Origin of the sequence: Vibrio sp. EJY3, from assembly GCF_000241385.1 — a bacterium.
Lineage (GTDB): Bacteria > Pseudomonadota > Gammaproteobacteria > Enterobacterales > Vibrionaceae > Vibrio > Vibrio natriegens.
On the sequence record NC_016613.1, the window covers coordinates 2,664,999 to 2,691,442 of the forward strand.

A 26,444-nucleotide genomic window follows, 5' to 3' on the forward strand; every position below is an offset into this window, starting at 1 on the left:
GAAATGTTAAATCGCGTCTTCGTCTTCTTCACCAGTACGAATGCGGATTACACGCTCAACATCAGTGACGAAAATTTTACCATCGCCAATTTTACCGGTTTGAGCGGTTTCGATGATGGTCTCAACGCATTTGTCTGCGACATCTTCAGTAACTACGATTTCAAGTTTCACTTTAGGTAGAAAGTCCACCATGTATTCTGCACCACGGTATAATTCCGTGTGACCCTTCTGACGACCAAAACCTTTGACTTCAGAAACGGTCATCCCTGTGATGCCAACTTCAGCTAACGCTTCTCGAACATCATCCAGTTTAAATGGCTTGATAATCGCTTCAATCTTCTTCATGTTCATCCCTTAAGCTTTAATCGTATGCGGATATTATCGTTTACCGTCTTACAACATTCAATCTTTGTCTCGTTTTGGTATCGTAAAATCTTGAGTTTGATGAAATTTATTAAAGCGAAAATTATAAAACCAGAACATTGCTCTGGTTTTGTTTTTCGTTAGTGCTAGGTAGCGACTATAAGCTAGAGTAGTATGCCGCTAAGTTGGCAATATCATCATCAGACAGCAGTGATGCTTGTGCCTGCATCACTGGAGCAAGCCCACCAGTACGTTCTTTATTTTTATAAGCTTTAATGGAGCTCATGATGTATTGAGCATTCTGCCCTTTCAGGTTTGGGTATCCGGGAATGGTTGCCATACCATCCGCGCCATGACAGGCAGCACACACTGCCGATTTTGCCTGCCCAGCCGCGACATCGCCCGCAGCGAATGCTTGCCCTGATAACATAGTTAACGCCATTACTGCGCCTATTACTGTTTTCTTCATTGCTTCACCTAATCGTTTTTATTTATGAGTACAATTTGCGTGCGATATTGTGTCACGAATTACAAAGGCTTACGCCAAATTAGCTCACAATCCTGACCACTAAATGCCTTATCAACAAACAAGTCGGCTACCGCAACCACCTGATCTTGATACATAAGAATCGGTATCTGGCGACGTAGCCAGCTCGGCACATGGTACTCTTGAAACAGTTTTTTTAATTTACGACTGTGATTACGCGTCACTGGATGCGCAGTTAACCCTTCAGGATTAAACGTGACGCTCAACAACTCCGGCAGCGGCGGCAAAGCAATGGTCGCTTGTTCTGATGTCGTACTTAACATGAGCTGGCCCAAACCTTCAGGAAGAACAAGCGCACAATCAACTTGAATGTGAACCTGCCAACCGGAAACCTCTGCTTTATCGCACACCCAGTAAAGCTTATTCTGGAATCGACGAACTTCGCCTTGTTTTAACTTAAGCTTTGGGTTGGCATCTTGTTGGGCCAACGCAACTTCTTTCCAAATCAGGCTAAGCTGTACTTGAGTTGGCATTTGAGCGTTCTGCTTAGCTAACCACATACGGATTAATCGAGCGCGGGCAAGTTCACTGTGAGAGGCTAATTCCGCAATATCCAGACTGAGATCTGCTTGCAACGCACGATAAAAAACGTCGTTAAGTAGTTCGTCTAATAACGTTTCTTGCTGAGCACAGAGAGACGCACTGCGTTGTACGGCCTGGTGAATACTCGGCCAGCGTTGAGACAATTCAGGCACCACGTGGTGACGCAGGAAGTTTCGGTCGTAGCGCGTATCCTGATTACTTTCATCTTCAACCCATTCCAGATTTAACGAGTGCGCAATTTGCTCAATTTGTTCACGTCGAGTCGTCAGTAATGGTCGAATTAAAGTGCCAGCAGAAAAAGGCGCGCTTTCTGCCATGCACGACAACCCTTTAGGGCCACTGCCACGTTTAAGCGCTAGGAGAAAGGTTTCAAGCTGGTCATCGGCGTGCTGCCCAGTGAGAAGAAGGTCGCCGCTCTCAATGTATTTTGCTAACGCTTGGTAACGCGCTTCGCGGGCAAGTAATTCAATACTTTCGCCACTGTTAATATCTAGGTGTACATACTCTGTTGAATGCGATACACCCGCTTGCTTCGCCCACGCTTTACATTTTTCAGCCCAGTCGTCCGCATTACTGCTTAATCCATGGTGAACGTATACCGTTTGGCAGGGTATTTCGTGATCGCGCTGAAAGCGACTCAGTAGCGCCAACAATAAACGCGAGTCCACACCTCCGCTAAACGCTAAGACAACTTTCGTCTGAGGCTGGTAATTGGCAGTCAGTAATTGTGTAAAGTGCTGATAAAGCGATTCCATAAGCAATCCGATCGATACAAAAAAGGGCTGGACTCACATCCAACCCTTTCTATTTTATCCGTTATCTAACCAGATATCAGCAGTAACCGTAGCTCATCAGACGCTGGTAACGACGCTCACGTAGCGACTCTTCGTCAAGCTGTTCTAGATCTTCCAACTGACGAAGCAATGTTGCTTTCATGTTTGCAGCCATTTCAGCGTGGTTACGGTGCGCACCGCCTAGCGGCTCTTCGATGATCTCATCGATAAGCTCAAGCTCTTTAAGACGCGGAGCTGTCAGACCCATTGCTTCTGCTGCCTGAGGTGCTTTATCTGAATCACGCCATAGGATAGAAGCACAACCTTCAGGAGAGATAACTGAGTAAGTTGAGTACTGAAGCATGTTCACGTAGTCACCCACACCAATCGCAAGTGCACCACCTGAACCGCCTTCACCGACAACGTTACAGATTACTGGTACTTTCAGACCTGACATCACTTTCAGGTTTTTCGCGATCGCTTCAGACTGACCACGTTCTTCTGCACCAACACCTGGGTATGCGCCAGCGGTATCGATGAATGTGATGATAGGCATGTTAAAACGCTCTGCCATTTCCATTAAGCGTAATGCTTTACGGTAACCCTCTGGCTTTGGCATACCAAAGTTACGTTTCACTTTTTCTTTGGTCTCACGGCCTTTTTGGTGACCAATGATCATCACTGGTCGACCTTCCAGACGAGCAATGCCACCAACAATCGCTTTGTCATCCGCAAAAGCACGGTCACCCGCTAGTTCATCAAACTCTTCAAATGCATGCTGAATGTAGTCCAAAGTGTATGGACGTAATGGGTGACGAGCCAGTTGAGCTGTTTCCCAAGCGCCTAGGTTGCTGAATGTTTTTTTCTTCAGTTCCAGGCTTTTCTTCTCAAGCTGTTCGATTTCTTTATCCAGGTCAACCGCAGCATCACCACCGTGGCGAGATACATCGCGCAGGGCTTCAATTTTTGCTTCAAGTTCTGCAATTGGCTTTTCAAATTCAAGAAAGTTTAGGCTCATCTATGAATCCTTGTTTACTCAGCGTCTAAGATAATACGCTGAATTTTTTAGTTAAATTCAAGTTCTACCTGGTTTGTTCCAAGTAACTGTTTTAAATCGTCTATTAATGTATCACTTGGCGTTACTCGCCACTCGGTGCCCAATGTTAACCGCGCTCTGGCGTCGGCACGCTGGTAGTATACATTGACGGGTACGGTTCCGGCTTTGTGCGGTTCTAAAATACGACTGAACTGCTCAAAGAATTGATCATTGATCTGATTTGCATCAATCGATACCGACAGACCACGAGCGTATTTTTCACGCGCGCTGCCGAGATCCATAACTTCACGCGCCGACATTTTAAGGCCACCATTGAAGTCATCAAAGCTGACCTGTCCTGAAACGACCAAAATTCTGTCTTTTTCGAGAAGTTCAGCATACCGATCAAGCGCATCGGAGAATAGCATTACCTCCATTCGACCACTTCGGTCATCCAATGTCATGATACCAATACGTGTTCCACGCTTGGTTGTCATCACACGAGCGGCTATGACTAAACCAGCTACCGTCACTGATTGATCACGACGTGTTGGTGTCGCGTCTTTTAGTCGACAACTGGTGTATTTATTTAGTTCCTTCAAATACGCGTTAATGGGGTGCCCAGTCAAATATAGACCGAGAGTTTCGCGTTCACCTTCTAGCCAAACTTTTTCCGGCCAAGGCGGAACCTGGGTATATTTGTGCTCCACTTCTTCAGGTGCATCAGTCAGTACACCAAACATATCCGCCTGACCAAATGCCTCTGCCTGATGGTGTTGGCTTGCGGCTTTAACAGCATCATTGAGTGATGCCATCATCGCAGCACGATGTGGACCAAGTCTGTCTAAGGCACCTGCATAAATCAATTTTTCAATGACACGTTTGTTAACACGTTTCAGATCGATTCGAGCACAGAAATCAAACAGGTCTTTAAAGTGACCACCTTTGTTTCTCGCTTCCAAAATCGCATCAATTGGACCTTCACCCACGCCTTTAATTGCACCGATACCGTAAACAATAGCGCCGTTTTCATCAACATTAAAGCGATACAACCCTGAGTTAATGTCCGGTGGCAATACGGTAAGCTTCATACGGAAACATTCGTCGACCAGACCAACCACTTTCTCAGTGTTGTCCATATCGGCTGTCATTACCGCAGCCATAAACTCTGCTGGATAATGCATTTTTAGCCACAACGTTTGGTAAGAAACCAATGCGTATGCGGCAGAGTGCGATTTGTTAAAGCCGTAGCCAGCGAACTTTTCTACCAAGTCGAAGATTTTCATCGCCAACTCGCCGTCGACGCCATTCTTCACCGCGCCTTCCTCGAAGGTAGCACGCTGCTTGGCCATCTCTTCCGGCTTCTTCTTACCCATCGCACGACGAAGCATGTCCGCGCCACCAAGCGTGTAGCCAGACAGTACCTGCGCGATCTGCATTACCTGTTCCTGATACAGGATAATGCCGTAAGTCGGATCGAGAATTTCTTTTAATGACTCGTGTTGCCACTTTTCATCAGGGTAAGAGATCGCTTCCCGACCGTGTTTACGGTCAATAAAGTTATCTACCATGCCTGATTGCAATGGACCCGGACGGAAAAGTGCCACCAGTGCGATAATGTCTTCAAAACAGTCTGGCTGAAGTCGCTTGATAAGCTCTTTCATCCCACGCGATTCCAACTGGAATACGGCGGTGGTTTCTGAGTTTTGTAACAAGCGGAACGACGCCTGATCATCGAGCGGGATAGATTCTATACGAACCGGCGCTTTACCTTCACGCTCTAAACGCGGGTTAATCAACCCAAGCGCCCAGTCAATAATGGTCAGTGTACGAAGACCAAGGAAGTCAAACTTAACCAAACCCGCAGTTTCAACGTCGTTCTTATCAAACTGTGTTACCGGGAAATGACCTTCTGAATCCGCATAAATTGGCGCGAAGTCCGTAATCGTGGTTGGTGAAATAACAACACCACCCGCGTGCTTACCTGCGTTTCGCGTACAACCTTCCAAGATGTGGCACATGTCGATGAGTTCTTTAACTTCTTCATCTGCCTCATAGAGCTCAGGAAGTGCTGGCTCGGCTTTGAATGCTTTATCCAGCGTCATACCCGGATCTGGCGGGATAAGCTTCGAGATTCGGTCGACAAAACCAAACGGATGACCGAGGACACGGCCCACATCACGAATTACCGCTTTGGCAGCCATCGTACCAAAGGTAATGATCTGAGATACCGCATCGCGACCGTACATTTCTGCTACGTGATCAATCACCTGGTCTCGTTTATCCATACAGAAGTCGACATCGAAATCGGGCATGGATACACGTTCTGGGTTCAAGAAACGTTCGAAGAGAAGATCATATTCTAGTGGGTCAAGGTCTGTGATTTTCAGTGCGTATGCCACCAGAGAGCCCGCACCCGAACCACGCCCTGGACCTACAGGAATATCATTGTCTTTCGACCACTGGATGAACTCCATTACGATCAGGAAGTATCCCGGGAAGCCCATCTGGTTGATAACATCCAGCTCGATTTGCAAACGTTCATCGTATTCAGGACGACGCTTTTTGCGTTCTTCTTCATCCGGAAACAGGAACTCCAGACGCTCTTCCAGACCTTCGCGAGACTTCATTACCAAGAATTCAGTCTCTTTCATTCCCTCAGTTGGGAACGCAGGCAGGAAGTACTCACCCAAACGAACGGTGACGTTACAACGCTTGGCTATCTCAACACTGTTTTCCAGTGCTTCAGGAATATCCGCAAACAGCTCACACATTTCCTCCTCACTGCGGAGGTATTGCTGTGGGCTGTAATTTTTTGGTCTGCGAGGATCTTCTAATGTGTAGCCATCATGGATCGCTACGCGAATCTCATGGGCATCAAACAAATCAGAACTAAGGAAGACCACTTCGTTTGTTGCAACAACAGGCAGATCCACTTGCTCTGCCAGTTCAACGGCGAAGTGCAAGTAGGTTTCTTCATCCGGACGGCCAGTACGGAGTAATTCTAGGTAATAACGATCTGGAAAGTGCTGTTTGTAAAATTCTACACAGCTCTGGACTAAGTTACGGTTACCTTTGAGCAACGCTTTGCCGATATCACCATTTTTACCGCCAGAAAGGACGATTAACCCTTCTGACATCTCGGCTAACCAAGACTTATCAATCACTGGCTGATGCTGGATATGACCACGTAAATACGCTTTGGAGATAAGCAGCGTCAGGTTTTTGTAACCGACATTATCGGCTGCCAGTACTGTTAGCTGTGTCAGCTCCTCGCCGAACTCATCAGATTGCATTTTGAAATCTGCACCGATGATCGGTTTTACACCGCAGCCATGTGCTGTGCCGTAAAACTTCACCAAACCACACAGGTTAGTGAAATCGGTCAATGCCATTGCAGGCATGCCAAGCTCGGCGACTTTCTTAACTATCGGTGGAACTTTGCTGATACCATCCACCATCGAAAAATCACTGTGAACTCGAAGGTGAATGAACTTGGGATCTGACATTAACAGGTACCGTGTAACTCTATTTTGTTTGGGATTCTAACCTAAAGGGAGTCGGGTTTATAACACCCATCCAATTAATTTAGCATTCTATGCCGAGTGCTCTCTTTACCGGCTTGAAGCTCTTGCGATGTTCATCAATCACACCATGTTGTTCTATTGCATCAAAGTGCGCTTTAGTTGGATACCCTTTGTGCTTTGCAAAGCCAAATTGAGGGTATTGTTTGTCGAGCTCTTCCATTTCTGTATCACGTACGACTTTAGCAATGATAGACGCAGCGCTAATCTCAGCGACTCGCAGGTCACCTTTGACCACCGCTTGTGCATCCATTGGCAACTCAGGACAACGGTTGCCATCAATAAGCACAAGATCTGGCTGAACATTTAAGCCAGCAATCGCACGTTGCATTGCCACCATAGTCGCTTGAAGAATATTTAACTCATCAATTTCTTGTGGCGAACAACGACCCACCGCCCAAGCGAGCGCTTTTTCTTTGATTTCCGGAAGCAAAGCTAAGCGCTTTTTCTCGCTAAGCTTTTTGGAGTCATTTAACCCTTCGATCGGGTTACTCGGATCTAAAATAACCGCGGCGGTCACGACATCCCCGACTAAAGGGCCACGCCCTACTTCGTCGACACCAGCGATAAGCTGATAGCCTTGTGGCATTTCAAACGGTGGTAATTCGACCTTTGTTTTTGTCGTCTTGGTTTTGGTGGACTTAGCTTTCGCAACCATGTGGTTCTCTATTTCTTAATCAGTTCTAATACCGCGCTTGCGGCTTGTTGATCTGCATCTTTGCGGATCCAGTAATGCATTTCAGTAAACTTGTCGATCATTTCTCTATTATCGCTTTCCAATAGACGAGAGACTTCTTCGAACAGGTTCTCTGGCGTGCATTCATCCTGTAAATATTCTTTTACCAGTTCGTCATCAGCAAGGATGTTAGGTAATGACACATACTTGGTCTTCAGCAGACGTTTAGCTAAAAATGCCGTTAACGCATTAACACGATAACCAACCACCATTGGGCGTTTTAGCAGCATGCACTCCAATGCAACGGTGCCTGATGCCAACATGACCGCATCTGAAGCAGTTATCACGTTACGTGCAGTATCATCCACCAGCGTAAAATTCAGCTCAGGCGCATGCTCTTTCCAAGCTTGCTCAAACTGCTCACGACGTTTTTGGTTGACCAGAGCCACCACAAACCCTAAATCCGGGTATTTCTGATGCAGTAATTTACAGGTTTCAATAAACGGCTGTGATAGCATTTTTAATTCACTACCACGGCTACCTGGCAATACGGCCAACCATTTTTTATCTTGATCTAAACCAAGTAACTCTCTTGCCGGTGCTTGCTCTGAGCGCAGCGGAATGGCGTCGGCCAGCGTGTGACCAATGAATTCACATGGCACATTAAACTTATCGTAAAACGCTTTTTCGAACGGAAGAAAGGCCAAAACCAGATTCGTCGCGGCTTCAATCTTAAAAATACGCTTTTGACGCCAGGCCCAAACAGAAGGGCTGACATAATGAACCGTTTTAATGCCCGCTTGTTTCAGATCCAACTCAAGTCGTAAGTTGAAATCCGGTGCATCAATACCGATAAAGACGTCTGGTGGATTTTCAGTGAAGTACTTCACTAATTCTGCTTTCACTTTTAGTAAGCGAGGCAAGCGTCCCAGGACTTCAACCAAACCCATTACAGCCAACTCTTCCATATCGAAGAGGGATTCACAGCCTTGGGCAATCATTTTAGGACCACCAATACCGACAAACTCGGCGTTTGGATACTGCGCTTTCACAGCTTTAATAAAGCCTTCGCCCAGAGTGTCACCAGAAAGTTCTCCGGCAATGATGCCAATACGTAATGGTTTTTCCATATCGTTCCCGCTCTATGTACTATGGATAAGGTAATTCCCTATCCATAAAACACAAAAAGATCGCAGCCCAATTAGGGGCGCGATCTTTTCAATTTATTTGAACATCCGTGAATTAACGAATGATACCACGTTCCGTGGTTTCCAGAATGTCAGAGAAACGCTTCACTGCAGGAAACTCTTGTGCCATTTCAGCCAAAACTGGCTTCACTTCTTCCAGAGTTTTACCTGAACGGTAAATTTCTTTGTACGCCTTTTGAAGAGCACGAATTTCTGGCTTCTCGAAACCGTTACGCTTTAGCCCAACTAAGTTCAAGCCAAATGGCGTAGCGTGGTTACCTTGCGCAAGCACATACGCTGGAACGTCCTGAACAACCGCAGAACAACCACCAACATAAGCATAAGCGCCGACTGTACAGAATGGGTGAATCGCAGAAAGCGCCATTACGCCAGCGTAGTCATCTACCGTCACGTGGCCACCCAGAATCGAGTTGTTACCGATGTGAGTGTGATTTCCTACAACAACGTCGTGCGCAATATGAGCATTCACACACAGAAGGTTATCGTCTCCGATCACTGTGGTTGCTTTATCTTGAACAGTACCACGATGAACCTGAACCGCTTCGCGAATCACATTTCGGTCACCGATAACCACTGTTGTCTCTTCGCCGCCGTATTTCTTGTCCTGGTTTTCTTCACCAATGACAGCGTGCGGGAATATACGGTTATCTTTACCAATTTTGGTATGACCTTTGATTACAACGTGAGACATGACTTCTGTGCCTTCACCAATTTCTACCGTTGAGGTAATGTAGGTGAATGGCCCGACGGTCACATTAGCGCCAATTTTGGCACCTTCTTCTACCACCGCTGCCGGGTGGATTTTAGCGGTTTCATGAATCATATTAAAACTCTCGACGAGCACACTTCAGCTCAGCTGAACATACTACTTCGCCGTCTACTTTCGCTACACCACGAAATGCAGCAATACCACGGCGCTCTTTCAGAAATTCAACTTCAATCACCAACTGGTCACCTGGAACGACTGGTTTGCGGAATTTCGCGCCATCTACACTAGCAAAGTAGTACAGTTCATTCTCTGTTGGTGCACCAAATGATTTAAATGCTAATAGACCCGTAGCCTGAGCCATCGCTTCAAGAATCAAAACACCTGGGAATACGGGTAGTTGAGGAAAGTGACCTGTGAACTGAGGTTCGTTAACCGACACATTTTTAAGCGCGTGAAGGTATTTCTCTTCTTGGAAGTCAGTCACACGGTCGATCAATAAGAATGGGTAGCGATGAGGTAAAAGCTCTTGAATCTCAGAGATGTTCATCGTTTTCTTTTCAGTAGTCAAAGTCGTATTCCTATATAAATTCTCTATAACCAAGATGGCAAGGCAGCGGCAATAGCCGCAAAAAATTAAAATGCCTGCAAAGTGTATACCAGCTTGATGTTATATCAATCGTAGTAAACAGCTGTTCATTCTAGCTTGTTAATACGCTATTTTTGACCACTTACTTACTGTGATTGATATTCAATATACTAATAGCGCGTCATTATAGAAGAAAAAGACTCGCATTTCGCGAGTCTTTGCTCAGAATATGGAACTAAGATTCTTCTTTTGGCTCTAGCAGTTTCTCAACGGCTTTCAAGCGTTTATTCATTTCATCAATACGGTGAACTCGAGTTGCGGTTTTACGCCATTCTTTGTTCGTCTGTAGTGGAATACCCGATGAATAAAGGCCTTTTTCTTCGATACTGCGCATGACCATGCTCATACCGGTGATAGCGACACCATCTGCAATGGTGATGTGGCCATTAAGAACCGACGCGCCGCCGATCTGACAGTACTTACCAATTGTAGTACTGCCCGCCACAATAGTACCACCAGGCATCACGGTACCATATCCGATGTGAACGTTGTGCGCGATTTGAAGCTGGTTATCAAGAATCACGTTGTCTTCAATAACCGTATCTTCTAATGCACCACGGTCAATTGTCGTACATGCGCCGATCTCAACACGGTTTCCGATACGCACAGAGCCAAGTTGAGGGATTTTAATCCACTCGCCTTTGTCATTCGCATAACCAAAACCGTCAGAGCCGATCACTGTGCCTGATTGAACCAAACAATCATCGCCCAGAGAAACTTCATGATAGATAGTCACATTAGCCCAAAGCTTGGTGTTACTACCCAGCTTGGCATTTTTACCGATAAAGCAACCTGCGCCAACAATCACGTTGTCGCCAAGTTCTGCACCCGTTTCAATGACAGCGTTTGCCCCAATTGCAACGTTATCACCCATCTTAACGTCAGATGCGATCACGGCACTTGGCGCAATATCTTGTGCAGGTTGTGGGGTTGTGTCCATTGCCTGAACAACGTGCGCAAAAGCAACGTAAGGATCCGCAACAACAAGTGCATTACCTGAACATTTGTCTTTATGCTCTGCTTTTACCATCACAACCGTTGCTTGGCACTCAGATAAGTGCTTTGCATACTTTGGGTTAGACAAAAAGGTTACATCACCTTCTCGTGCTTTATCCATTGGAGCGACACGGCTAACAACAAGCGTGTCATCACCAAATAATTCGCCACCAGTAATTGTTGCCAACTCGGCTAATGTTAATGTCTTCATAACTTCTTATTTTAGAGCTTTAATTACGTCTTCAGAGATGTTGTATTCTGGCTTACCGTATTGAAGTGCAGAGATATCAATAACGAGATCGTAACCTTTGTTCTTAGCAACTTTTGTCACGGCATCTTGAATCGTTTTAAACAGCTTCGCTTTTTCTTCCGCTTCACGACGAGCGCTTGCTTTATCTAGTGCTTGCGCTTTTACTTTGTACTCACTGTCTAGCTTTGCGATATCGATACGTAGCTTTTCAATCTCGTCCTGACCTAGAAGCTCGCCATCACGCTGTAGCTTTTCAATCTTTGTTTTTGCTTGAGATTGAATTTTCTTAAGTTCGTCGGCTTTACCTTTAAAGTCTTTCTGCATTTTTTGCAAAACAACTTCACGCTGAGGAAGTGCTTGAAAAACTTGAGCGGTATTCACGTATGCAATTTTTTGTGCCGCTTCTGCCGCGTTTGCAAACATTGATGAGCTAAGTACAAGAAGGCCAATCCCAGCCGCTTTGATCATTTTATTCAAAATATTTTCCTCTTTAGAAGGTTCGACCGATAGTGAAGGTGAAGAATTCTTCATCATCGCCATCATATTTCTTAATTGGTTTCGCTAGTGAGAATACTAGAGGCCCCATTGGAGACATCCATTGCAACGCCGCACCATAAGATGAGCGGTAATTGGTTGGATCTGAGTAGTCGTAATAGTATTTATCACCATACTCCGCACCAGAGTCGCGGTAGTCAAATTCCGTATCCCAGACACTTGCCATATCGAAGAAGATACTGGTACGAATTTGATTACGAACTTCATCCGATGCGAACGGCGTTGGAACGATAAGTTCCAGGCTTGCCAATGCGACGGCGTTACCACCTACAGCATCGTCTGTTGCCGTATCAGCACCATTGTTTGAGCCCGAGTAATCACGGTATACCGCTTTAGGACCAACCGAGTTGGAGCCGAAACCACGTAGCGATGTAAAGCCACCTGCGTAGTAGTTTTCGTAGAATGGGAACAAGTTATCGTTACCATTCGTTTCACCGTAGCCATTACCATAACCTAGACGACCACGGAACAAGAGCGTGAACTCGTGTTTTTCGGTCAAAGGCATGTATTGACGAACATCGTACTGCATTTTGAAGTACTGAACGTCAGAGCCAGGTACCGTCATTTTGTAAAACGCGCGTTGGTGATTACCTGCCGTCGGGAAGTAACCACGGTTCAGGTTATTGCGTGTCCAGGAGATATTGATGTCAAAATCGTTAGTGTTCAATGAACCATCTGAATCAATATTGTCCGCTTGCGCACGCAAGAACTGCTCTACCTGTAAGTAAGGCGATAAGTTACCGATCTTGTTGTGGGTGTAGCCAACACCAAACTCAAAGCGGTTTAGCTCATCGAATGGGAAACCCCATGTCAGGCTACCACCGTAACTTTGGTTGGTGTAGTCAACAATACCCGCTTCAGAGGCTTCAAACTCATCGTAGAAGATCTTACCACCCAAACTTACCCCATCGAGGTTCCAGTATGGGTCGCGGTAATCTAAGCTGATGTTCTTTTGGTAATCGTTCATCATTGCATTAATACCAACGCGATTACCACTGCCTAAGAAGTTGTCCTGCTGTAGACCAACCTGGAAGCTGACACCAGATTCAGTACCGTAGCCAACACCAAAGTTGACACTACCTGAGTTCGCTTCTTTCACTGAGTAAACAAGATCTACCTGATCATCACTTCCTGGAACACGAACGGTTTGTACTTCAACATTTTCAAAGTAGCCAAGACGGTTAAGACGAGTTTTACCCGTTTCAATCGACTTAGAATTCAACCAGCTGCCTTCCATCTGACGCATCTCACGACGAAGCACTTCATCTTTTGTCGCGTTGTTACCCGTAAAGCGGATATCACGAACGTAAATTCGGTTACCCGGGTCAACGTTTACGACCAATGAAACTTCTTTGTTTTCATCATCAAATTCAGGAATGGTATTTACCTGCGGATACGCATAACCAGACTCACCTAAAACGCGCTTAACGCCTTCTTCCATCGAAGTGACAAGCGAACCATTGTAAGTTTCGTTGCTGTCAAATGGCACCATGCTTTCGAACGCATCTTGTTCACCTACAAGGTCACCGCGGAATTTTACGTCCTTAACGGTGTACACCTCTCCCTCTTCCAAGCCAAGAGTAATGTATACCCCTTTCTTGTCAGGAGAGATTGCTACCTGTGTTGAATCAACGTTAAATTTCAGGTAACCACGATCAAGATAGAAAGACTTCAGCGCTTCGATATCACCAGCAAGTACCTGCTTTTGGTATTTTTCATCAGCTAGGAAATTCCACCAAGGCACGTCAACATTCAAGTTGAAACGGGACAATAGTTCTTCGTCAGAAAAGACTTCATTACCAATAAAGTTGATTTGCTGAATTTTTGCCGATACACCTTCGGTGAAGACAAACTTCAGATCGGAACGGTTACGTGGCAATGGAGTAACGACCGCTTTTACTGTCGCGTTATATTTACCCACACTGTAGTAAAAGTCTTCCAAGCCTTTTTCGATATTGCTCAGCGTTGTACGGTCAAGCGCTTCGCCTTCACGAATACCTGATGCGTTCAGGTTTTCTTGTAGCTGCTCGTCCTTGATTGCTTTGTTGCCTGAAAATGAGATGCTAGCAATGGTCGGACGCTCTTTTACTTGAACAACAAGCACCTCACCATCACGCAGTACTCTCACATCTTCAAAGTTACCAGATGCGTACAGTGCGCGGATAATTTCTGCAACATCGCCTTGGCCAATGGTATCACCGACGCGGACAGGCATTTTCAGCAACGCAGCACCTAGTGCAACACGCTGCAATCCATCGATTTCAATATCTTGAACTACGAAGTTCTCTGCTCCATTTGCAGACACACTGGTCGCCAGTAAACTTGCAAATAGAATTCGCTTAATCGCCATACTTGTTCTAATTATTCCTTGCTACTGCTTTGTCTCTGAACTCTCACAGACGAGTAAAATCATTAAATAGCGCTAACGCCATGAGCGAGAAGATGATCGCACCACCAATTCGGTATCCCATTTCCTGTATTCTTTCTGGAACTGGGCGTCGAATAACCGCTTCAATTGCAAAAAACAACAAATGACCGCCATCCAACATTGGTAAAGGTACGAGGTTAATAATACCTAGGTTAACACTAATTAGAGCGAGAAAACCTAAAAAATAGACCAGACCATAGTCTGCCGTCGCCCCTGCCCCTTTCGCAATCGAAATAGGGCCACTCAGATTATTCAGGCCAACGTCGCCGACAATCAGTTTCTTGAGCATACTGACTGTCAGTCCGACAACTTGACCCGTTTTATCAATCGCTTTGCCAATTGATTCGAATACACCAAACTGTAAATCGAAGCGATAACTTTCGGGCCATTCTGCGACTTCAGGGGCGATGCCCGCGAAGCCAATGACGTCTTTGTTAGCCAGCTCACGACTGCCTGGAGTCAACGTTAATGTCTGATGATAACCGTCACGTAGAACGGTCAACTCGATTGGTGTATTTGGGTTAGAGCGAACTGCTTCTACCACATCATCCCAAACGGCCACCGTCTTACCAGCAATCGAAACAATTTCGTCTCCTGGCATTACTCCGGCTAGCTCCGCAGCACCACCTTCTGTAACTTGCTGGATCGTTGTATAAATTTCCGGTGTATACGGTTCAAAGCCTAGAGAGTGCATCGCAGACTCTGTTTCCGGATCAAATTTCCAATCACGAAGGTCGAGCGTCTTTGTCACCTCAGAGCCGATTTCATCATTTGCTTCCACGGTAACTGTCATCAAATCATCACCAATATGGGAAATCAATCCCATATTTACTGATTCCCAGTCCGGAGTTTTGATACCAGAGATTGCTTTTAGTTCCATCCCAGATTCAATTCCTGCCTCAGCAACAATCGAATTGGGCATAACATCACCCACTACAGGCTTAACTGCAGGTACACCAATGAGGAAAACCAGCCAATAAGCAAAGATAGCAAATAAGAAGTTAAAGATGGGACCAGCAGCCACAATCGAGGTGCGCTTCCAAAGCGGCTTTTGATCAAAAGCTAAGTGCTTTTCATGTTGGGGAACGTCATCAACGCGGCTATCCACCATTTTGACATAGCCGCCAAGAGGGATCATTGAGATGCTGTATTCGGTTCCGTCTTTGCCCATCTTTTTCCAGATTGACTTACCAAAACCGATTGAAAACTTTTCAACTTTAACGCCGCAACGACGCGCAACCCAAAAGTGACCAAACTCGTGCACAGCCACAAGGATGCCAAGTGCAACGATAAAAGAAACGAGATTCCACAAAATACCAGTCATTAGCCACGCTCGCGTATCAATTCAAGGGCGATAGTTCTAGCCATTCTATCTAGCTCTAACAAGCTTTCCAAGCTATTCACATTCTCAGCTTTGCAGCTTGCACTGATTTTATTCAACACAGCCCCATTGATGCGAGCTATGTCAGTAAAACCAAGGCGATTATTTAGAAATGCATCAACAGCGACTTCATTCGCTGCATTAAGTGCCGTCGTCGCATGTTGACCTTCGTAACACGCATCAATCGCCAGTTTCAAACATGGGTATCGCGCAAAGTCAGGCTGCAAGAAAGTCAGCTCACCAACCTGAGTGAAATCCAGCGGTTTAACCCCTGCATGCACGCGAGACGGGTAAGACATGGTCAGCGCAATTGGCGTTGCCATATCTGGCTCACCCATTTGAGCCAAAACAGAACCATCGCGATATTGCACCATAGAATGAATCACTGACTGCGGATGAATAATTACTTTTAACTGCTCGCGTGAGGCGTTAAATAGCCATTTCGCTTCGATGTACTCTAAGCCTTTGTTCATCATTGTCGCAGAGTCAACCGAGATTTTTGGCCCCATTGACCAATTAGGGTGTGCAATAGCCTGTGCTGGCGTAACTTTTTCTAACTCAGCAATGTCAGTATAACGGAATGGCCCACCAGAGCCTGTCAGTAAAATATGAGAAATTCCATGCACATCTAGATGACATCGACCTAAACTGGTTTGAACTTGCTCTGGAAGACACTGGAAAATAGCATTGTGCTCGCTATCGACAGGCAACAACTCTGCGCCATACTGCTCAACCGCATCAATGAATAGCTGCCCTGACATGACCAATGCTTCTTTGTTCGCCAGTAGCACTCGTTTACCTGCTTTTACCGCGGCCATCGTAGGCAATAAACCAGCAGCACCAACAATCGCCGCCATTACGCTATCGACTTCATCTAATGAAGCAACATGACAAAGAGCGTCAACACCACCAAGTACCTCTGTACCCGGAGCTAAAGAATCGAGTTCAGACTTCAGTGCAGTGGCCGCAGACTTATCCGCCATAACAGCGTATTTAGGCTGCCATTTACGACAAAGTGCCACCATCTTTTCAACGTTAGTACCGGCTGCAAGTGCTACGACAGAAAATAGCTCTGGATTCTGTTCGACCACTTTAAGTGTGCTTGCACCTATTGAACCTGTTGCACCAAGAATCGTTAACTTTTGCATGTTGTAAGACCGTTATAAAAACTCAGGAGCGTAAAGCCGCTCCCGATAAATTAGAATACGTAGTAAAGAAGAGCAAAGACGGGAAATGCAGCGGTTAGGCTATCGATGCGATCAAGCACGCCGCCATGTCCTGGAATTATATTACTGCTGTCTTTAATGCCTGAGACGCGTTTGAACATACTTTCAACCAAGTCGCCAAGCACGGAAATGACAACCGTGATAAGCGTGATGATCACCATATGAACTGAACTCGTGAAATGAATATCAAACCAGTCAGCGAATAACCAACCAACGAGCAGAGCAGCAATGATGCCTCCAATTAAGCCCTCGATGGTCTTATTTGGACTAACATTTGGCGCCATTTTGCGCTTACCCATACTTTTACCAGCAAAGTAAGCTCCGCTGTCTGCAGCCCATACCAAGAAACAAACGAAAAGAACCAGCTTTGCGCCGTGGTATGGATCTACCGTGATATCGGAAGCTCTCAGGATAATGACGCTCCAAAGAAAAGGAATTAACGTCAGGAAGCCAAAAATGTGCCTTAGAACAAGGCTACTCTGCCAAGTTTTAGTGGTTTTTGGGTAGGTGATCGCCATTAAGCTGGCAATAATCCACCATACGAAACCAAGTCCAAGCATAACATAGTGCGGCGTTGATAAGTGATTGAGACTATTTGCCTCAGGTGAGATGTAAAAAAAACTGAGTCCGGTAACAATTGCAGCCGGAATAAGCGCTGCAATTCTAGAACGACTGCCTGTAAACTGGGTCCACTCCCAAAATCCTAACAAGGTTATCGCTGTCAATGCGATGATAAAACCCATCAGGGGTAACTTAAAAATGCCTAAAATAACCAGGGGAGCTAAAATTAGTGCCGTTATTATTCTCTGTTTCAAACTAATTAGTCCTTATTGAGCTGCCATCAATGCCTTTACTTGTTCACCAGTGCAGCCAAAACGGCGCTCTCGGTTAATAAACCAGGTTACTGCTTCGACCAGACTGTCTTCATCGAATTCTGGCCAGTATTCTGGTGTAAAGTACATCTCAGCATATGCCATTTGCCACAACATGAAGTTGCTAATGCGGCACTCACCACTGGTGCGGATAAGAAGATCCACCTCAGGTAAGTCTGCCATGGTCAAATGCTCGGTGATTAATTGCTCATTTATATCCTCTACACGTATTTCACCATTACGTGCTTTTTGTGCTAACGCTTTGGTTGCCTGTGTGATATCCCATTTGCCGCCATAATTGGCTGCAATGTTGATCACCATACCAGTGTTTTCTGCCGTTAGCTTTTCTGCTTCGATAATCTTCTTTTGCAGGCGCTCGCTAAACCGGCTGGTATCACCGATCACTCGCAACTGTAAGTTGTTTTTATGTAATTTTTTTACTTCACTGGACAGAACTGAGATAAACAGCTCCATCAATAGGCCAACTTCTTCCTCGGGACGACGCCAGTTTTCGCTGCTGAAAGCAAATAACGTCATGGATTTTATACCAAGCCGAGAAGCCGCTGCGACCGTCTTACGAACCGCACTTACGCCTTTTTTGTGGCCGAATACACGAGGTTTTCCTTTGGACTTAGCCCAACGACCATTACCGTCCATTATGATGGCAATATGTTTAGGAAGGGAGTCAGAGAAGGCTTGAGAATTTTGCATAAGGAGTTAATTGAGTTCCATCAGTTGGACAGACTAACATAAAAAAACGCTGAGCTGTGAGCACAGCGTTTTCCAACAGTGATGTAGGTGGGAGTATTAAACTTCCATCAACTCTTTTTCTTTTGCAGCAAGAACTTCGTCGATCTTCTTAACTGCTACGTCAGTCAGTTTTTGGATCTCGTCTTGTGCTTTACGATCTTCGTCTTCAGAGATTTCTTTATCTTTTAGAAGCGCTTTAAGATCATTGTTTGCGTCACGACGGATGTTACGTACTGCAACACGACCACCTTCAGCTTCACCACGAACGATCTTAACAAGGTCTTTACGACGCTCTTCTGTTAGCGGTGGAAGTGGAACGCGAATGATAGTACCAGCAGACATTGGGTTTAGACCAAGGTCAGACATCATGATCGCTTTTTCAACTTTTTGAGTTAGCTCTTTGTCGAAAACTGTGATTGCTAGAGTACGTGCGTCTTCAGCTACAACGTTCGCAATTTGATTAAGAGGAGTAGCAGCACCGTAGTACTCAACAGAGATACCAGATAGTAGGCTTGGGTGTGCACGACCAGTACGAACTTTAGAAAGGTTGTTCTTTAGCGCTTCAACGCTTTTGTCCATGCGCTCTTGAGCGTCTTTTTTGATTTCGTTAATCACGGTTTCACCTTAAAAATGTCATCTTTCCTGAAGAAAGCTTAAAAGGGTTGAGCAAAGCGATACGCCATCCAACACTTCTTGGATGGCGTCTAGAATTATGCGTCAGAGTTGATCAGCGTGCCTTCTTCTTCACCCATCACCACGCGACGTAGTGCGCCTGGCTTGTTCATGTTAAATACGCGGATAGGCATTTTGTGGTCACGAGCAAGTGTGAACGCAGCCAAATCCATTACTTTAAGCTCTTTATCCAGAACTTCTGCGTAAGATAGCTTATCATACAGCTCTGCGTCTGGGTTTGCTACTGGGTCAGCAGTAAATACACCATCAACTTTTGTCGCTTTTAGAACTACGTCTGCTTCAATTTCGATACCACGTAGACACGCTGCTGAATCCGTTGTAAAGAATGGGTTACCTGTACCTGCAGAGAAGATAACAACGCGGCCTTGACGAAGTTCACGAATCGCGTCAGCCCAATTATAGTCGTCACATACGCCTTTAAGAGGAATTGCAGACATTACACGCGCGTTTACGTATGCACGGTGCAGAGCATCACGCATTGCAAGGCCGTTCATTACTGTAGCAAGCATACCCATGTGGTCGCCCACTACACGGTTCATGCCAGCTTCTGCAAGACCAGCACCACGGAACAGGTTACCGCCACCGATAACTACACCAACCTGAACACCTAGTTCAACAAGTTCTTTAACTTCTTGCGCCATACGATCAAGGATCGCTGGATCAATACCAAAACCGTCTTCACCTTGAAGAGCTTCACCACTCAGTTTTAATAGAATACGTTGATACGCTGGTTTAGGGTTCGTAGTCATGGAGTTTACCTTAACAAGAGAGTTGTTGATTAACAGTCATGGATAGCCACAAGCTTGCTTATAGCTATTCATCACGGCAAATCGTCTACTGCTCATAAAAAGACCGCAGCCAAGGCTACGGTCTAATTTTTATGCAGTCTCTAAGGATTAACCTTTTTGAGCCGCAGCAACTTCTTCAGCAAAGCTCATTTCTGCTGCTTTCTCGATACCTTCACCTACTTCTAGGCGAACGAATGTAGCAACTGAAGCGCCTTTTTCTTTCAGAATTTCACCTACAGTTTTCTTAGGTTCCATAATGAATGCTTGACCAGTTAGAGAGATTTCGCCAGTGAATTTCTTCATGCGGCCAACAACCATCTTCTCTGCGATCTCAGCAGGCTTGCCTTCGTTCATAGCGATTTCAACTTGAACTTCTTTCTCTTTAGCTACTACGTCAGCTGGTACGTCTTCTGGGTTAACGTACTCTGGCTTAGAAGCTGCAACGTGCATTGCAACGTGCTTAAGAGTTTCTGCGTCGCCTTCACCAGCAACAACAACACCGATTTTCTCACCGTGACGGTAAGAAGCGATTGCAGCACCTTCAACGTACTGTACGCGACGGATGTTGATGTTCTCACCGATTTTAGCTACTAGAGCTACGCGAGTTTCTTCGAATTGAGCTTGTAGTTCTTCAACTGTAGCTTTTGAAGCTAGAGCTGCAGCTGCAACTTCGTCTGCGAATGCAGTGAAGTTACCGTCTTTAGCAACGAAGTCAGTTTGGCAGTTAACTTCAAGAAGAACAGCAACGCCGTTTTCTTCTTTGATGATGATTGCGCCTTCAGCAGCAACGTTACCAGCTTTCTTAGCTGCTTTCGCTGCGCCTGATTTACGCATGTTTTCAATTGCTAGTTCGATGTCTGCGTTTGCTTCTACAAGCGCTTTCTTACATTCCATCATGCCAGCGCCTGTGCGCTCGCGAAGTTCTTTAACTAGAGCAGCAGTTACAGTTGCCATTCTGTATTCCTCGTTTGATTCGAAATAAGGTAAAAAACAGGGGCCTAACATTGTTGGCCCCCATTACTAACTATAACTTAGTTTATGCTACACAAAGGTTTCACATAGACCAAGTGTGACTAGAGCCGCTATTATTCAGCTTCTACGAAACCGTCTTTTTCAGCAACTACAGCAACGTCTTTGTTACGACCTTCAGTTACTGCTGAAGCAGCAGCGTTTAGGTATAGCTGTACTGCGCGGATCGCGTCGTCGTTACCTGGGATAACGTAGTCAACGCCGTCTGGGTTAGAGTTAGTATCTACCACAGCGTATACTGGAATACCTAGGTTGTTAGCTTCTTTAATTGCAATGTGCTCGTGATCAGCGTCGATTACGAATAGAGCGTCTGGTAGGCCGCCCATATCTTTGATACCACCAAGAGATTTCTCTAGCTTCTCCATTTCACGAGTGCGCATTAGAGCTTCTTTCTTAGTTAGCTTGTCGAAAGTACCGTCTTGAGACTGAGTCTCTAGGTCTTTTAGACGCTTGATAGACTGACGAACAGTTTTGTAGTTAGTTAGCATACCGCCCAACCAACGGTTGTTCACGTAGTACTGGTTGCTTGCGATAGCAGCTTCTTTAACAGCTTCAGATGCAGCGCGCTTAGTACCTACGAAAAGAACTTTACCTTTTTTCTCGCCAACTTTAGCAATTTCAGCTAGAGCGTCGTTGAACATTGGTACAGTTTTTTCTAGGTTGATGATGTGAACGCGGTTACGAGCGCCAAAGATGAATGGCTTCATTTTTGGGTTCCAGTAACGAGTTTGGTGACCGAAGTGAACACCAGCTTTCAGCATATCGCGCATTGATACAGTTGCCATTTTAAAATCCTCTATGGGGTTAGGCCTCCACATCCCCCATAACTCCGACCAAGCTTCTGCTCAGCACCCCGGAATATGTGACGGAATGTGTGTGATTTAAAGATAAAAGTTTGTCGGATGAAACCAGCTTCGTTGCTTTAGCTTTGACTAAGCAAAGAGAACAGACCTCTATTCCGGCGCGCTTTATATCATATTTTAGCTCAAGATGGCTAGTAAAAATTGTTTCTTATACTTTTCATTTTAGGCACGATACCTCCCTACTCAGCCTTAATTCTCTTACTACACTTCAAGTAAGAATGACTCATATTCTTAACTGGCTTGGGTTCATCGCCCGATGTCTGTTAGAATGCGGCCATTCGCACGTTTACGTGCTTACGAATAAGTAGAGAAAGCCAATGTCAATCAAGATTAAAACTGCTGAAGAAATCGAACGCATGCGCATTGCGGGCAAGCTTGCCGCTGACGTTCTAGAGATGATCGAACCGCACATTAAGGTCGGCGTGACGACAGAAGAACTCAACAAAATTTGTCATGAATACGCACTAGAAAAAGGCGCGTACTCGGCACCACTTGATTACCATGGATTCCCTAAATCGATTTGTACGTCTATCAACCACATCGTCTGTCACGGCATTCCAGCCGAGCAAGATGAGGTTGGCAGCAACGGGCAACTTAAACCTGCAGTACTAAAAGATGGCGACATTATTAACGTCGACATTACGGTTATCGTTCCTAACGATGAAAACGCAGACCTGAGCGTTCGCCCTCAAGGGTACCACGGTGACACGTCGAAGATGTTCCTGGTTGGTGAAGTATCGCCTGCTAATAAACGTCTGTGCATGGTAACGCAAGAAGCGCTTTACGTGGGCATGCGTCAGGTTAAGCCAGGTGCTACGGTTGGTGATATCGGTACAGCTATCGAGAAGTACATTAAAGAAAACAATAAGAACAACCCTCGCAACAAGTTCTCTATTGTGAAGGATTTCTGTGGTCACGGCATTGGTGATGAGTTCCATGAAGAGCCACAAGTGGTTCACTACAAGAACAAAGATCGTCGTGTCCTGAAAGAAGGTATGTGTTTCACTATCGAGCCGATGATTAACGCCGGTAAGTTTGGTTGCAGTGTCGATGCACAAGACGACTGGACGGTATACACAGGTGATGGCAAAAACTCAGCGCAATACGAGCACACGATTGTGGTAACGAAAGAAGGTTGTGAAGTCCTGACACTTCGCAGCGACGATACCATTCCTCGCCTGATGAAAAACGCGTAATAATTTCACTCAATCATATCCCCGCCCTCGCGGGGATATTTTTTATCTGCATCAAATTTGTTAGATTGCTAATAGTTTTAGCTTGCACGGATAGCAAATATGTCACTTCAGTCCCCTCTTACGTTTACCGATGAACAAATCAATATCGGGGAACTAAAACAAGAGCTAGAGAGATTTGGCTCAGAACAAAAACAAGAATTTCTTAATCACCATCCTGTTACGAGCTTGGTTCTCGCCCGAGCGGAGTACATGGATTTGCTTCTAAAGCGTTTGTGGCAACACTTTGGCTTCAACGATATTTACAATATCTCTTTGGTTGCCGTAGGTGGTTATGGTCGCGGAGAGCTTCATCCATTATCTGACATTGATATCCTGATTCTTTCGAATAAAAAACTACCGACTTCACTAGAAGCAAAAATCAGCGAGTTCATTACGCTTTTATGGGATCTTAAACTGGAAGTTGGTCATTCTGTTCGAACTGTTAGTGAGTGTGCGGAAATTGGTCGCCATGACCTTACTGTCGCCACCAACCTTCAGGAAGCTCGGCTGCTGTGCGGCAGCGAAGACACCTTCCAGGCGCTAAAAAAAGTCGTGTTATCCGACTCGTTTTGGCCAAGTGAAACCTTTTATCGTGCCAAAATACAAGAACAGAGAGAGCGTCACGCTCGTTATCACGACACCACTTACAACCTAGAGCCTGATATAAAGTCAACACCTGGTGGCCTGCGCGATATTCATACGCTTAGCTGGGTTGCTCGCCGACACTTTGGTGCTACCTCTTTGCTGGAGATGAGTCGTTATGGCTTTTTGACCGATGCTGAGTACCGCGAGCTGGTCGAGTGTCAGGATTTCTTATGGCGTGTTCGCTTTGCTTTGCACCTAGAGTTACGTCGCTACGACAACCGCCTGACTTTCGCTCATCAAGCTCAAGTTGCAGAGAGCCTTGGCTACGTTGGCGAGGGCAATCGTGGAGTCGAAATGATGATGAAGGAGTTTTACCGTACCCTTCGTCGCGTGGCAGAGCTGAACAAAATGCTGCTCAAGCTGTTTGACCAAGCGATCATCAATGGTGGCATCACTGAAAATGCTGAAATATTAGATGGCGATTTTCAGCGACGCGGCTCATTGATTGAAGCCCGCAAGCCAGCTTTGTTTCAGGCTCGACCAGAAACCATACTCGATATGTTCTTGCACATCGCGAATGATTCCACTATTGAAGGGGTCAGCCCCCCTACTTTACGTCAGTTGCGAACCGCTCGCCGCCGCTTAAATAAGTTCCTGCATACCATCCCCGCTGCGCGTGAAAAATTCATCGCGTTGTGCCGACACCCAAATGCATTGCACAAAGCATTTAGTTTGATGCACCGACTTGGCGTCATGGCCGCTTATCTGCCGCAGTGGAGCCAAATTGTTGGCCAGATGCAGTTTGACCTTTTCCACGCTTATACCGTTGATGAGCACAGCATCCGCTTGCTTAAGCACATTCATACGTTTAACGATCCAGCGAATCACGAGAAGCATCCAATTTGTTGCGATATCTACCCTCGCATGCAAAAGAAAGAGCTGCTGATCATTGCAGCAATTTTCCATGACATTGGTAAAGGACGAGGTGGCGATCACTCGGTAATTGGTGAGGGAGAAGCGTATGATTTCTGTATAGAGCATGGGCTATCGAAACCAGAAGCGAAACTCGTCAGCTGGCTGGTAAGACACCACTTGCTGATGTCTGTTACCGCTCAACGACGCGACATCTACGATCCGGACGTGATTACTGAATTCGCCAAAAAGGTTCGTGATGAAGAGTCACTGGAATACTTGGTTTGTCTGACAGTCGCGGATATCAGTGCGACCAATCCAGAACTCTGGAACGCCTGGAAACGTACCCTACTTGCGGAGCTATTTTACTCTACACAGCGTGCTCTGCGTCGAGGCCTGGAAAACCCGGTTGATGTGCGTGAACGCATTCGCCACAATCAACAAATGGCATCAGCGCTGTTGCGCAAAGAAGGGTTCTCAGCGCGTGAGATAGAAGTGTTGTGGCAACGCTTCAAGGCCGATTACTTCCTGCGTCACACTCATACTCAGATTGCGTGGCACTGTGCGCACTTACTGCGTATGGACGATCTAACCAAACCATTGGTGCTGATCAGTAAAAAAGCCACTCGTGGTGGTACTGAAGTTTTCGTTTACAGCAAAGACCAACCAGCGTTATTTGCGACCGTCGTAGCAGAGCTGGACAGACGTAACTTCAACGTACATGACGCGCAGATCATGACGAGTAAAGACGGTCATGTCATCGATACCTTCATTGTTCTTGACCAACACGGTGAAGCAATCGATGAGTCTCGCCATGCGGCGGTGATCAAACACTTAACTCATGTGTTAGAAGACGGCAGGCCAACAAAGATTAAAACCCGTCGCACCCCGCATAAACTCCAACACTTTAATGTCAAAACCAAAGTGGATTTCTTGCCGACCAGAGGTAAGAAACACACCTTAATGGAATTTGTTGCGTTAGATACCCCGGGCTTACTGGCCAAAGTCGGGCGTACTTTTGCGGATTTGAATATTAATATTCACGGCGCAAAAATTACGACTATCGGAGAACGAGCGGAAGACTTATTCATTCTCACCAGCGGTACAGGCGGAAGACTCAGTGAAGAGCAACAAAATGCGTTGCGAGAGCAGCTCATTGAGACACTTTCTGAGGCGGTCACCGATTAAGTAAAGGAACTCGATTAACGTGGGCAAGAGTGATAGCGATCTTGCCCACAAGTTGAGCAATTTAACTAATTATCAGCTATCTAGCACGTACATAGGCTGCTAAAGTAAAACTGGTATCATTTCCGTATATAGAGGTAGCCTATGTTTCCACACCTCACTGGTTTGGGCATTCAAGACCCAAAACAGATTGAACGTTATTCCCTTCGTCAAGAGGCACATAAAGATGTGCTGAAAATCTACTTCCAAAAACAAAAAGGCGAGCTCTTCGCCAAAAGTGTCAAATTTAAATACCCACGCCAAATCAAAAATGTACTTGTAGACAGTGGCAGTCATCAATACAAAGAAGTCACCGAAATCAATCGCAACCTTACTTTAGTTATTGACGAACTAAATAAAATCACTAAACCAACCAAAGTGGCTGAAGTCGACGTCAAAGAGAAAATCTTGTCTGATCTTCGCCATTTAGAAAAAGTCGTATCAAGCAAGATCGCAGAGATCGAAGCGGATCTAGAAAAACTCAAGTAACGATTTAAATACATAAAAATAATAAAGGGGTTGGTAAGTTCACCAACCCCTTTTTCTTTCGTTTTTTAAGAATGAACGAGTCC

At 45.6% G+C, this 26,444-nt stretch carries 23 protein-coding genes; 3 read left to right on the forward strand and 20 right to left on the reverse strand.

Features of this window, described 5'->3' with window-relative positions:
* Positions 1 to 6: 6 nt before the first annotated feature.
* The 20 genes from glnB to rpsB form a co-directional block, all read right to left on the reverse strand.
* Positions 7 to 345: a nitrogen regulatory protein P-II gene (glnB, locus tag VEJY3_RS12010; protein WP_014232746.1), complete on the reverse strand. Its 339-nt coding sequence runs from the start codon at positions 343 to 345 to the stop codon at positions 7 to 9.
* A 175-nt stretch (positions 346 to 520) separates the two neighbouring features.
* Positions 521 to 832, reverse strand: coding sequence for a cytochrome c (locus VEJY3_RS12015; RefSeq protein ID WP_014232747.1), 312 nt, complete (start codon positions 830 to 832; stop codon positions 521 to 523).
* A gap of 59 nt (positions 833 to 891) precedes the next feature.
* Complete coding sequence (tilS, locus tag VEJY3_RS12020; RefSeq protein ID WP_014232748.1) at positions 892 to 2,208, reverse strand: tRNA lysidine(34) synthetase TilS; 1,317 nt, start codon at positions 2,206 to 2,208, stop codon at positions 892 to 894.
* Between the two features lie 76 nt (positions 2,209 to 2,284).
* Positions 2,285 to 3,244, reverse strand: coding sequence for an acetyl-CoA carboxylase carboxyl transferase subunit alpha (accA, locus tag VEJY3_RS12025; protein ID WP_014232749.1), 960 nt, complete (start codon positions 3,242 to 3,244; stop codon positions 2,285 to 2,287).
* A 47-nt stretch (positions 3,245 to 3,291) separates the two neighbouring features.
* Complete coding sequence (dnaE, locus tag VEJY3_RS12030; RefSeq protein ID WP_014232750.1) at positions 3,292 to 6,771, reverse strand: DNA polymerase III subunit alpha; 3,480 nt, start codon at positions 6,769 to 6,771, stop codon at positions 3,292 to 3,294.
* Positions 6,772 to 6,850: 79 nt separating this feature from the next.
* Positions 6,851 to 7,504: a ribonuclease HII gene (rnhB, locus tag VEJY3_RS12035; protein ID WP_014232751.1), complete on the reverse strand. Its 654-nt coding sequence runs from the start codon at positions 7,502 to 7,504 to the stop codon at positions 6,851 to 6,853.
* An 8-nt stretch (positions 7,505 to 7,512) separates the two neighbouring features.
* On the reverse strand, positions 7,513 to 8,652 hold the full coding sequence (lpxB, locus tag VEJY3_RS12040) for a lipid-A-disaccharide synthase (RefSeq protein ID WP_014232752.1): 1,140 nt from the start codon (positions 8,650 to 8,652) through the stop codon (positions 7,513 to 7,515).
* A gap of 112 nt (positions 8,653 to 8,764) precedes the next feature.
* Complete coding sequence (gene lpxA / locus VEJY3_RS12045; protein WP_014232753.1) at positions 8,765 to 9,553, reverse strand: acyl-ACP--UDP-N-acetylglucosamine O-acyltransferase; 789 nt, start codon at positions 9,551 to 9,553, stop codon at positions 8,765 to 8,767.
* Between the two features lies 1 nt (position 9,554).
* On the reverse strand, positions 9,555 to 10,007 hold the full coding sequence (gene fabZ, locus VEJY3_RS12050; RefSeq protein WP_014232754.1) for a 3-hydroxyacyl-ACP dehydratase FabZ: 453 nt from the start codon (positions 10,005 to 10,007) through the stop codon (positions 9,555 to 9,557).
* A 253-nt stretch (positions 10,008 to 10,260) separates the two neighbouring features.
* Positions 10,261 to 11,292: a UDP-3-O-(3-hydroxymyristoyl)glucosamine N-acyltransferase gene (lpxD, locus tag VEJY3_RS12055; protein ID WP_014232755.1), complete on the reverse strand. Its 1,032-nt coding sequence runs from the start codon at positions 11,290 to 11,292 to the stop codon at positions 10,261 to 10,263.
* Between the two features lie 6 nt (positions 11,293 to 11,298).
* A complete protein-coding gene (locus VEJY3_RS12060) occupies positions 11,299 to 11,808 on the reverse strand; it encodes an OmpH family outer membrane protein (RefSeq protein WP_014232756.1) in 510 nt (169 codons plus the stop codon).
* A 13-nt stretch (positions 11,809 to 11,821) separates the two neighbouring features.
* On the reverse strand, positions 11,822 to 14,236 hold the full coding sequence (gene bamA / locus VEJY3_RS12065; RefSeq protein WP_014232757.1) for an outer membrane protein assembly factor BamA: 2,415 nt from the start codon (positions 14,234 to 14,236) through the stop codon (positions 11,822 to 11,824).
* Between the two features lie 43 nt (positions 14,237 to 14,279).
* Entirely contained in the window at positions 14,280 to 15,638 is a 1,359-nt protein-coding gene (gene rseP, locus VEJY3_RS12070) for a sigma E protease regulator RseP (RefSeq protein WP_014232758.1), read from the reverse strand.
* Positions 15,638 to 16,843: a 1-deoxy-D-xylulose-5-phosphate reductoisomerase gene (gene ispC / locus VEJY3_RS12075; protein WP_014232759.1), complete on the reverse strand. Its 1,206-nt coding sequence runs from the start codon at positions 16,841 to 16,843 to the stop codon at positions 15,638 to 15,640. Before ispC ends, rseP begins: the two co-directional genes overlap by 1 nt.
* A 50-nt stretch (positions 16,844 to 16,893) precedes the next feature.
* On the reverse strand, positions 16,894 to 17,736 hold the full coding sequence (locus VEJY3_RS12080) for a phosphatidate cytidylyltransferase (protein ID WP_041170259.1): 843 nt from the start codon (positions 17,734 to 17,736) through the stop codon (positions 16,894 to 16,896).
* Between the two features lie 12 nt (positions 17,737 to 17,748).
* Entirely contained in the window at positions 17,749 to 18,504 is a 756-nt protein-coding gene (locus VEJY3_RS12085; RefSeq protein ID WP_014232761.1) for an isoprenyl transferase, read from the reverse strand.
* A gap of 96 nt (positions 18,505 to 18,600) precedes the next feature.
* A complete protein-coding gene (gene frr / locus VEJY3_RS12090; RefSeq protein WP_014232762.1) occupies positions 18,601 to 19,158 on the reverse strand; it encodes a ribosome recycling factor in 558 nt (185 codons plus the stop codon).
* 95 nt (positions 19,159 to 19,253) lie between these two features.
* Positions 19,254 to 19,985, reverse strand: a complete 732-nt coding sequence (gene pyrH, locus VEJY3_RS12095) for a UMP kinase (protein ID WP_005494271.1) — start codon at positions 19,983 to 19,985, stop codon at positions 19,254 to 19,256.
* A 147-nt stretch (positions 19,986 to 20,132) separates the two neighbouring features.
* Positions 20,133 to 20,978, reverse strand: coding sequence for a translation elongation factor Ts (tsf, locus tag VEJY3_RS12100; RefSeq protein WP_014232763.1), 846 nt, complete (start codon positions 20,976 to 20,978; stop codon positions 20,133 to 20,135).
* A 131-nt stretch (positions 20,979 to 21,109) separates the two neighbouring features.
* The gene (gene rpsB, locus VEJY3_RS12105) at positions 21,110 to 21,838 is read right to left on the reverse strand and encodes a 30S ribosomal protein S2 (protein ID WP_014232764.1); all 729 of its coding nucleotides are present in this window, start codon (positions 21,836 to 21,838) and stop codon (positions 21,110 to 21,112) included.
* A 395-nt stretch (positions 21,839 to 22,233) separates the two neighbouring features.
* On the opposite strand from rpsB, the gene map reads away from it, so the two are divergent.
* The 3 genes from map to VEJY3_RS12120 all read left to right on the forward strand — a co-directional run bounded on the left by map (position 22,234) and on the right by VEJY3_RS12120 (position 26,361).
* The gene (map, locus tag VEJY3_RS12110; RefSeq protein WP_014232765.1) at positions 22,234 to 23,112 is read left to right on the forward strand and encodes a type I methionyl aminopeptidase; all 879 of its coding nucleotides are present in this window, start codon (positions 22,234 to 22,236) and stop codon (positions 23,110 to 23,112) included.
* 99 nt (positions 23,113 to 23,211) lie between these two features.
* Entirely contained in the window at positions 23,212 to 25,836 is a 2,625-nt protein-coding gene (glnD, locus tag VEJY3_RS12115; RefSeq protein WP_014232766.1) for a bifunctional uridylyltransferase/uridylyl-removing protein GlnD, read from the forward strand.
* Between the two features lie 141 nt (positions 25,837 to 25,977).
* Positions 25,978 to 26,361: a DUF3461 family protein gene (locus VEJY3_RS12120; protein WP_014232767.1), complete on the forward strand. Its 384-nt coding sequence runs from the start codon at positions 25,978 to 25,980 to the stop codon at positions 26,359 to 26,361.
* Positions 26,362 to 26,444: the final 83 nt, after the last annotated feature.